Here is a 267-nt window from a genome sequence, read left to right on the forward strand (position 1 = left end):
GTTCCTTGGCAAGCTAGGTTGCTCTTACGTCCTCGTGGGCCACAGTGAGCGCCGCACCATCCACAATGAGACCGACGAGGTCCTGAACGCCAAGGTCAAAGCCGCATTCCGCCACGACGTCGTCCCGGTCCTGTGTGTTGGGGAGGGGCTGGAAGTCCGCCAGGCGGGTACACACGTAGAGCACACCTTGGCCCAGTTGCGTGCCGGCGTGGATGGCCTCACAGCCGAGCAGGCGTCGGAGCTGGTGGTTGCCTACGAGCCCGTGTG

At 64.4% G+C, this 267-nt stretch carries 1 protein-coding gene; it reads left to right on the top strand.

What is annotated here, in order from left to right; translation table 11 throughout:
• On the top strand, positions 1-267 hold a 267-nt coding region (locus tag SB764_RS40845), incomplete at both ends, for a triose-phosphate isomerase (RefSeq protein WP_410866874.1).

The organism is Paraburkholderia sp. SIMBA_027 (genome assembly GCF_046535315.1).
Classification (GTDB): Bacteria; Pseudomonadota; Gammaproteobacteria; order Burkholderiales; family Burkholderiaceae; genus Paraburkholderia; species Paraburkholderia tropica.